Below are 8,711 nucleotides of genomic sequence, written 5' to 3'. Positions count from 1 at the left end.
GGCTTGTTCAACACTTGGGATTTAGTGTTGGCTACGCAACACCTTAATCCTTATTAGTTATGTTTTTTTACTACCAGTAGGTTTCTTGAAGTGAAACTCATCATTAGTCTCGATCACAATAAGACGTGATTCTTTGTTATAACTACTAGCAGGTATATACGCAAGTCCAAACGCGAGCAAAGGCTGTTCATACTTTGTATAAACTGAAATAGCTTTATGATATTTCTGTCGCACGTTCCATATGTAGGCAAAACCACCCAAAAATAGAAAAGGTGATGCTCCGACCCCTAATGTACCAATGCTTTTATGAACTTCATTATTTCCTGATAAAGTAGCAATAATTACAAGAAAACCAAATATAATAACCAAGCCTCCTTTAAATTTTGCTGACTCATACTCTTTATACCTTTGATCAGAAATAGGTGTAAGTTCATTGAGTTTATCTATAGACCGAGTAATTTCATTCTCTTGAAACTTGCTAAACTTCATCGTAACCCCAAAAATATAACATTTTACTATCGTGCCAGCACGAATTGATGTATTCAGCATATCTCACCAAACATCTCTAACCAACTGAAAGTATGCATATAATTCAGTTTTAATCCAATTTATAGTTAAAAAACGAGCAAGCACATATTGCTTACGATTCAAAGCACGTTATCAATCAAAAACTTTCCTTTAGTTATCTATTACTCAATAGCTTAGAAATAGTTGAACAACATATTCGTGCGTAAGTGTGATTGAAGGTCAGTCTGTTGTGGATTAGAAAATTTAGCCACATTGTTGGAACTCTAGGCATGAGGAAAAGTAAGGCAAGTTGCAGGATTTGAAGCTGAGCTCAATCCTTCTCTGGCTCACTTTGGGGCAGAAATGTTTTAGCTCACCAGCCCCATATTGAACAATGTGAACGCGTAAATACAAGCAGTGAGATTGATAGCTTTACTGAGCGGCATTCCTTCACCATGGTTCGCATTGACATCAATGTGAATCATCACAGGCGTACCACCTTGAGGCTTGTCTTGAAATTAACGATACAATGACTTGGTCGACTCTCTGACGATTAAATCAATGGGTGGTAGTCGAGCTTCATGCCGCTCGCCAGATAACAAGTTCAAGATCGACTGAGCACACACTTCACCAATCTCTTCAATCGGCTGTCTCAGCGTCGTCAGGGCTGGCGTGAAATACTTAGACGTCGGCAAGTCATCAAAGCCAATCACAGACACATCTTCTGGCACTTTATAACCGTGGTCAGACAGCGCCTTAATCGCACCGTAAGCCGTTTGGTCATTAGCAGCAAACAAGGCGGAGAAGTGAACCTTAGATTCAATCAACTCGACCGTTTTCTCGTAGCCAGATTCACTACTGAAATCACCTTGTTTAACGAGTTTTGGCATCACTTTAATGCCCGCCTCTTGAAGTGCTTTCTTATAGCCTTCAAAACGATTTCCCGAATCAGGTTGACTTGAAAGCCCCTTAATATGAGCAATATTCACATGCCCTTGTTGCAGTAAATGTAAGGTTGCCATGTAGCCACCCAACACGTTATCAATGTTGATGGAGCGGACGTTATTCTCAACAAAATCGTAGCCAACCATCACGATAGGAATGTCTTGTGCATACTTGGCAATCTCTTCCTGAGTAATGCTTCCTGTCACTATGATCATGCCATCCACGTTACTTTTTGCGAGATACTCCAACGCGTGCATTTCTAACTTTTTCTGCCAATGCCCTGTCGCGATCACTAACGAATAGCCTTGAGCGATCAGAGTTTTCTCCATGTCGTTGAGAATACGACTGGTATAAGGGCTGTCAGGGTGTTGCACCAATACACCAATGGTGAGTGAACGTCGGTTGGTGTTTTCTTGCATTTGAAAATTAGGTTTGTAGCCCGTGTCTTTAATCGCTTGCTCAATATTTTGGCTTTTATCGTCAGACACATAAGTGGTTCGATTAAGGAAGCGAGACACGGTGCTGGGAGAAACACCAGCTAGCCTCGCTACATCGTATACTGTTGTTTTTTTTGTTTTAGTGCGCATCTCGATACCCTAATCAAGTGACATTCGGGGAGCTTTAAGCTCCCCATCAGTTTCAACCTGCATACCACTGCTTTAGCTGAAAATCGTGTCATTAAGTTAATACAAGTAGGCGAAGATCATCCCCGGTCTAAAGTAGCGACCAGCCGTGTATTTCAAGCCAGTACTCAGTAGCCATTTGTGCAAGCCAGCCAGCTTTTCTAGCGGGATTTCACCGCTCAACATTTTAACAAAATTATCAGTATCTTTCGTCAAGGTTGGGTTGATACGACCGTCAGACAGCACACAGTTTTGACATTTAAGTACACTTAGCCAGTTTTTCGCATCATTTTGCGACAATTTAAATGCTTCTATAAGATCTTTCTCATTGACAGACACAGAGCAATTGAACCCCTCTGGCGCTGCAAATGGAATTTTCGAATAGTCATAGAGTGCGGTATACACGGTATCCATCAATGTTTCTGCTTGCTGCGATTTACCCGCTAAGTTCAACGCTGTTGCGACACTAAACTGAACACCAATCCACACATCTTGTGCCTGAAATGCCTCATGTGGCGAACCATCGGCCAACGTCATATTCGCAACCCCAAGCTTAGGACTGTTGATTTCAAAGTTGTACTTATAAACATAGTCTAGTGCGCGTTGGATGTTCTCTTGCGGGAAAATACCGTCCAAGCCGATGAGCTTTAGGTAACTGTCGGCCAACAAGGCATCACCAAAACTGTTGTCAGAATCTGGCACTAAATCTAAGTATTCTTGAGTAAAGGCTTGTGGCGCAGTCTCACTCAGCAAGCATTTCTTAGAGACTCTTTGAGATACCTTACTGATGCTGATGGAAGTATCCGTTTCATTGAGATAGGTATTGAGCGTGTTCTTGTCAGCAATCGCATCGCCAGTCAATGAAAGTCCTAAGGTTTCCAGAGCTTGATAGCCCGCACCGATTAGATGCTTGGCCTGAACTGGCGTCACGAAGAAGTGGTAGTAACCCTCTTTGTCATCCCACAAGCTTTGCTCAACGGTTGCCAACGCCTTTTTAGAACGTGTTAAGTAACCGTTAGCTAGCTCGCTTTCACCCATCAATTGTGCAAGTTCACTCGCCGCTTGCAAGCCAGCAACCCAAAGACTCGCACAGTAAATTGAAATGCCATGAGAAGCTAGGTTATCAAAGGTATCGTCTGTGCCACGGGTTAGCGGTAAATCGTCACCTTCAGCGATCAAATTCGATAAGAAATCGATGCTTTCAGTTACTGCTTGCCAGCACTCTTTAACCACAGAGATATCTTGGGTGTTTTGGTAATGGCGGTACACCATCAGAATGTATTTCGGCGCTAAGTCCTTCCACTCTTTCACGTTGTGCCAGCTATAAGCATCGGGCTGGATGTCGAATGGGCTGCCTAAGTCGTGGATTACCGCACCTCGAATGGCACGCACACCTTGGTACTTGTCATCAATCAATTCGGCATTAGGCGTCGCTTCGTATTCCCAGTATCGGCGCTCGGTAAAGTCTTCCGCCAAAATGGCTTTCGAGAATTCTTTCATCACGCAGCCATCAAGCTCAGGCAGCAAATAAAGCAGCGAGAATGAGCCATAGAAGTACACATCCAGAGAGTTAAAGAATGGGTAGTCGACACACTCTTTCACCAAGAATTTATCTTCTTTATCCCATACCGTTGATTCCGCTAGGAAGGACAATGAGTTCATCGCCATCGTCGCATAGCGAAGTGCCGATTCAGGCTGCGAGATCTTGTTTTGAGCTTGCTCTAGGAAAGTTGTTTGTTGTGCGACGATCTGCTTCTCTATGGTTTCGAGCTTTGGCAACATGTCTTCTAACATAGGTAATGCAGGCTTTACTTGCGGGTAGAATTGCGTGTAAGCCTTATCTGAGTGCCAACCATTAAGCATGACTTTGCTGTGTGCCATCACCTGTGCAAAACGCAGATCAACAGACTCACCCGCTTCCAATTCAACCTGAACCACCACCAATGCGCTCAACGCTTCACGCCCTGTGTAAATGCCGGTTTGGAATTCCGCGTTGGTACGGCCTGTTTTCAGTGCGAACTCTGTTTGCTGAGCAGTCTTAGAGGTATAAAGCGTTGGTTTGACAGAAATCGAAACCTTACCAGATTCCGTCAAATGGTTATCCGCTTGAACACCAAACACCACTTCGCCTTCAATATCGCTCTGATAAGGCGATTGGCTAGACAGCTGAACACCCGTAAAGCTGTGACTTTCGCCTTTTAAGTTAACCACTTCATGCTGCTGAGCGATAGGGTTTTGAGATAAGGTACAAGCCGAATCTTGAATGCCATCGCGACCTTTTTGATAGGTTGAACCAATCAAGTTTTGTAGCGGTTGAGCAAGCGTAACAACTCGAGTTTGCGTTGAATTATTGGTTAATTCGAAGTGATTCCAGTGCATCGGTAATGAACAAAGGCGTTTGTTCTCTTTAACGATCGGAGATACTACCTTTCGCTTTATATTAATATCTTCGAAGCTGCTGTATTTATATTCAGCTAATGGATACAAAGCTTGATATTCTATATCCCTGCCATTAACACTATCTATATGATTATTATCACCCGCGGTAAGCGATAATAACTTCGTTGTATCATTTGTTAATAAACCATTAAAGAAATCTAAGGCGACATATAATTGACAAATTATTGAAGATGAATCTTCTTCAATCAATAATTGAGTCTTATTTGAAAATTCAACGTTCCACTTTGTAAAGTTAGCTTTATTTTCTTGGTAGAAGCGACCATTTTTTAATGCTGCTCGAATCAGGTTAATCGCATTCGATATGTTTTTGCTTTCGATCTTCTTGCCATCAAACAAGGCAGGATAAAAGTTTAGGTGAACACTCAGATCTTGCTCATCACTGACTTGCAGCGTATCGATGGTCGGTACATTCATCACTGAAGCATAAAAATCATTAAAATCAACAACTTGCTCTGAACAGTCGACAAATACCCCCGGAATAAAGCTGAAATTTGGTGTTTTCCCGTTTGGTGTGAGTGTAAATGTGTTACCAATTCCGCCGACTGCCATACCGGTATTTTCTGGCGTGGTCGAAATTGGCGTGTACCAAGGTTGAATAAATTCAACTGCATCACCTTTTTTACACAAGTGTTCTGAATTTCCTGAGTAGCTCGTATATGGAATTTTATTATTCATTTTAAAACCGCCATTGAATATTTTTTTCTTCTTGTTAATATCTTTTAAAAATGGAGACATCAACATGTTTAAAATTATAAATGAAAAATTTGGAAATATTGACTCTGTCACATTAATAAACCACCAACATGGTATAGAACTTCAAATAATCAATGGATTTGGTGCTGTTATTAATAAATATATCGTAAATAACAGTCCATTCTCTTTTATTTGTGGTTATCAGAATTATGATGAACTGATCAACCAACATCCGTTCTTTTCCCGCAGTGCTAAATTATTCCCTTTTCCAAACCGTTTAAACTTAGGTCGTTACAGTTTCGATAACCAAAACCATCAACTCCCAGCTAATTTCCCTTGGTCTGATCACGCCGTACATGGCCTGCTCTACAACCAACCTTTTTCAATCACAAACAGCGTAGCCACTGAAGAATCCGCCAGTGTGACGTTGCAGTATCAAACGTCGTCTTTGCATCCTGCTTTCCCGTTTGCTTTCAACCTTGAAGTCACCTTAACTATCGACATCACGGGTAGACTCTCTTCCTCAACGACCGTCTCTAATATCGGTGATTCAGCTTTCCCATTCGGTGATGCTTGGCACCCTTATTTTTCACTCGGTACTGAGCTAGCACAATGTGGACTCGCTATGTCGCCTTGCTCTGAGGTCATACACGAAAACGACCTACCCAATGGTGAAAAACACGCTTTTGATCGTTTGTCTTTGGACGATTCACTCACCAATCAAAGCCTAAACCACTGCTTTGAATTTGATTCCAAGACAACCAACCAACTTGCGTTTACGCGCTCAGATTCGTCTGCCGCTATTCGCTATCAACAAGATGAAAGCTATCCATTCGTTCAGCTGTACACGCCGACGAGCGAGCAAAGTATTGCAATAGAACCAATGACTTGCCCAGCTGATGCATTCAATAACCAGATTGGCTTATTGACGCTTAGTCCGAACCAATCTCAAACCTTTACCTGGCAATGCCAAGCTAGCTATCAACCAAAGTGATGCAACCAAAATAAAGCGTCACTAAAGAGAAACCAAAAAGCAATAAAGGGCGCATAAAGCGCCCTTCTCTTGTTAACCTAAAATCACCTCGATGGTGTGCTCACCCGATGTAAATACCGGTGCTTTGTTGCCTGAAATTAGGTCACCATTTACCTTCATTTCAACCACACCTTTACACACGTTATTCGGGTTAGTGACATGAATATGATAAGTCGCACCACGGAACTGACGACGAACTTTGAATTCAGGCCACTCAGCAGGAATACAAGGATCCACCAGCAAACCATCCACTTCAGGTCGAACACCCAGAATCCACTGCATACCCGCCACGTAAGTCCAAGATGAAGTACCTGAAAGCCATGCATTACGTCCTAAACCGAACTGTTTGTGCTCGTCACCCAGAATGTTTTGTGGGTAGCAGTATGGCTCAGATTCGAAGGTATCTATGTCGTCGTTCTTAGAAGCCGGGTTGATTTGACGGTAGTACTCGTAAGCACGCTCACCGTTGCCCATTTTCGCTTCTGCGATCATCACCCATGGGTTTGAATGCAAGAAGATACCGCCGTTCTCTTTCGCACCTGGTGGGTAAGTTGAAACACCGCCTAGCTGCGGATCAAAGCCGTTGTAACCAGGAGTTGAAAGCTTGATGCCATTGGTGGTGTTTAGTTTGTTGTAAACCGAATCTAGCGCTTGCGTTGCACGTTCTTGAGTCGCGAAACCAGAGATTACAGGCCAGCTTTGACCGTTGGTGTAGATCTGCCCTTGCTCGTTCTTGTGAGAACCAATCGGCAAACCCTGCTCATCAAAGTAACGAACAAACCATTCGCCATCCCAGCCGCACTCATTCACCGTACTCTGCATCTGTTGATACTGATCTTTAAACTTAGCCGTCAGTTGCGCTTCGCCACGCAGCTCACACAAGTCCAACATATCGAGCAGTGCTTTGCCGTACATGTTCGCCACCATCATCGACTCAGCACCCGTTGGCAGGTTCACCGTGTCATTCCAGTCAGCAAAACCTAACAACGGTAGGCCGTGCTCACCAGTATTGGTATAAGTAAATTCAATCGCGCGGCACAGGTGGTTCCAAACCGTTCCCGTTTCAACTGGGTTGCCCGCTTTGTCTTTTTGATAGAACGGGAGCTCTTTATTCAAGAAGTCTGCATTACCCGTTTCTTTCACATATTGCGTCACCGCGTAGATGATCCACAGGTGATCATCGCCGTAATAATCAGGGCGATCTTCCTCTTCACGTGAGTCACCCGCGTTCGCTTCCATCGTTGATGGGAAGAACTGATGCATCGCAGAACCGTTGGTGTTCTGAACAGAAAGCAGACGCTCAATGAACTCACGCGCCTCTTCTGGCATGTGAGTAATCACGCCCAAGGTATCTTGCGAAGAGTCACGGAAACCGATACCACGAGCACCATAGCCAAGCTGATACAGAGACAAGTAACGAGACCAGTTTTTGGTTGTGTGACACTGACGTGGGTTATGTACGTTCAACATCGAGTTCATCGCAGGATCTGGCGTTTCAACCTGAACCGCTTGCAGGTAACCATCCCAATGTTCAGCCAGTTCAGCGAAAGCTGAATCAACCACTTGATGGTCACGATATTTAGCCAGCAGAGGCAATGCTGCTTCTAGGCTCTGTTCTTGCGCGATTTGTACACTCGTACGTTCGGTCTGCTCTGGAGATAACCAACCTAGGCGCAGGTTAAGTGCACCAATGTTGTCGCCACGCAAACACTCGGTGTTGCCTAATTCATCATTGTTTAGTGCTTGTGGCGCTGCCCATGTACCGTAGCCCAAATTACCTAGGAACGATTGGCGATCACCATCAAAAGACGTCGCAGGGCGATCCGCTGTCATCAGGTTCACCGCGTAGTCACGCTTCATGAAAGCATACTGCTCAAGCACGGTATGACCCGACTCTTGCTGGTGTGCTTTTAGCGTCATGGTTTGTGGAACCCAGTCCGCATTGAGTAGCTGTTTAAGCGCATCGAAGTGTGTAAATTCGTACACAGGTACCACATCAACGTGCAGTGCTTTGTCTGAAATGTTGGTCACTTTGATGTCTTGTAGCAGTACTTGGTCAGCTTTTGGTACAAAGAAAGTAGCTTCACAACGCACACCAAAGGCTTCTGCAATGATGGTGGTGTAAGACAAACCGGTGTGGTTTTCAAACTTATCGAGCGGCTTCAGAGTGGGTGTGTAGAACGGTGAGAACACCTCTACATTGCCCGCTTCATCACGCACCTTAAGGTACATGGTCGAGCCTTTGAAGTCTGAGTTTGGCAGTTGAGCAATGTACTTAGTGATACGGTTGAGTGCAGGATCGCCCTTACACAACAACACGCCACCGTTGCTATCAACAATGCCACCGAAATCTAATGTGCCGACATAGTTACACCATTTGATCGGCGTACACGGTGTGGTTGCTACGTATTCTTTGCTTTTATCGTCAAAATATCCGAATTTCATCATCA

Annotated in this window: 5 protein-coding genes; 1 reads left to right on the top strand and 4 read right to left on the bottom strand. The window is 43.9% G+C overall.

From position 1 onward, the window contains the following. Positions 1-57: 57 nt before the first annotated feature. From AB6C75_RS16825 to AB6C75_RS16815, 3 genes are all read right to left on the bottom strand, one after another. On the bottom strand, positions 58-549 hold the full coding sequence (locus tag AB6C75_RS16825) for a hypothetical protein (RefSeq protein ID WP_108152363.1): 492 nt from the start codon (positions 547-549) through the stop codon (positions 58-60). Positions 550-1,025: 476 nt separating this feature from the next. After that, positions 1,026-2,039, bottom strand: coding sequence for a LacI family DNA-binding transcriptional regulator (locus tag AB6C75_RS16820; protein ID WP_004732795.1), 1,014 nt, complete (start codon positions 2,037-2,039; stop codon positions 1,026-1,028). A 96-nt stretch (positions 2,040-2,135) separates the two neighbouring features. Next, complete coding sequence (locus tag AB6C75_RS16815) at positions 2,136-5,210, bottom strand: GH116 family glycosyl hydrolase (protein ID WP_372108302.1); 3,075 nt, start codon at positions 5,208-5,210, stop codon at positions 2,136-2,138. Positions 5,211-5,274: 64 nt separating this feature from the next. Here AB6C75_RS16815 and AB6C75_RS16810 point away from each other — a divergent pair, with 64 nt between their 5' ends. Then, the gene (locus AB6C75_RS16810) at positions 5,275-6,222 is read left to right on the top strand and encodes an aldose 1-epimerase (protein ID WP_372108300.1); all 948 of its coding nucleotides are present in this window, start codon (positions 5,275-5,277) and stop codon (positions 6,220-6,222) included. A gap of 72 nt (positions 6,223-6,294) precedes the next feature. On the opposite strand, the gene AB6C75_RS16805 is transcribed toward AB6C75_RS16810, so the two are convergent. Continuing rightward, entirely contained in the window at positions 6,295-8,709 is a 2,415-nt protein-coding gene (locus AB6C75_RS16805; protein WP_372108298.1) for a GH36-type glycosyl hydrolase domain-containing protein, read from the bottom strand. Between the last annotated feature and the right edge of the window lie 2 nt (positions 8,710-8,711).

This window comes from Vibrio sp. 10N.237.312.B06 (assembly GCF_041464685.1).
Classification (GTDB): Bacteria; Pseudomonadota; Gammaproteobacteria; order Enterobacterales; family Vibrionaceae; genus Vibrio; species Vibrio tasmaniensis_A.
The sequence above is the reverse complement of the archived record's forward strand: the minus strand, read 5'-3'. Positions and strand labels throughout refer to the sequence as shown.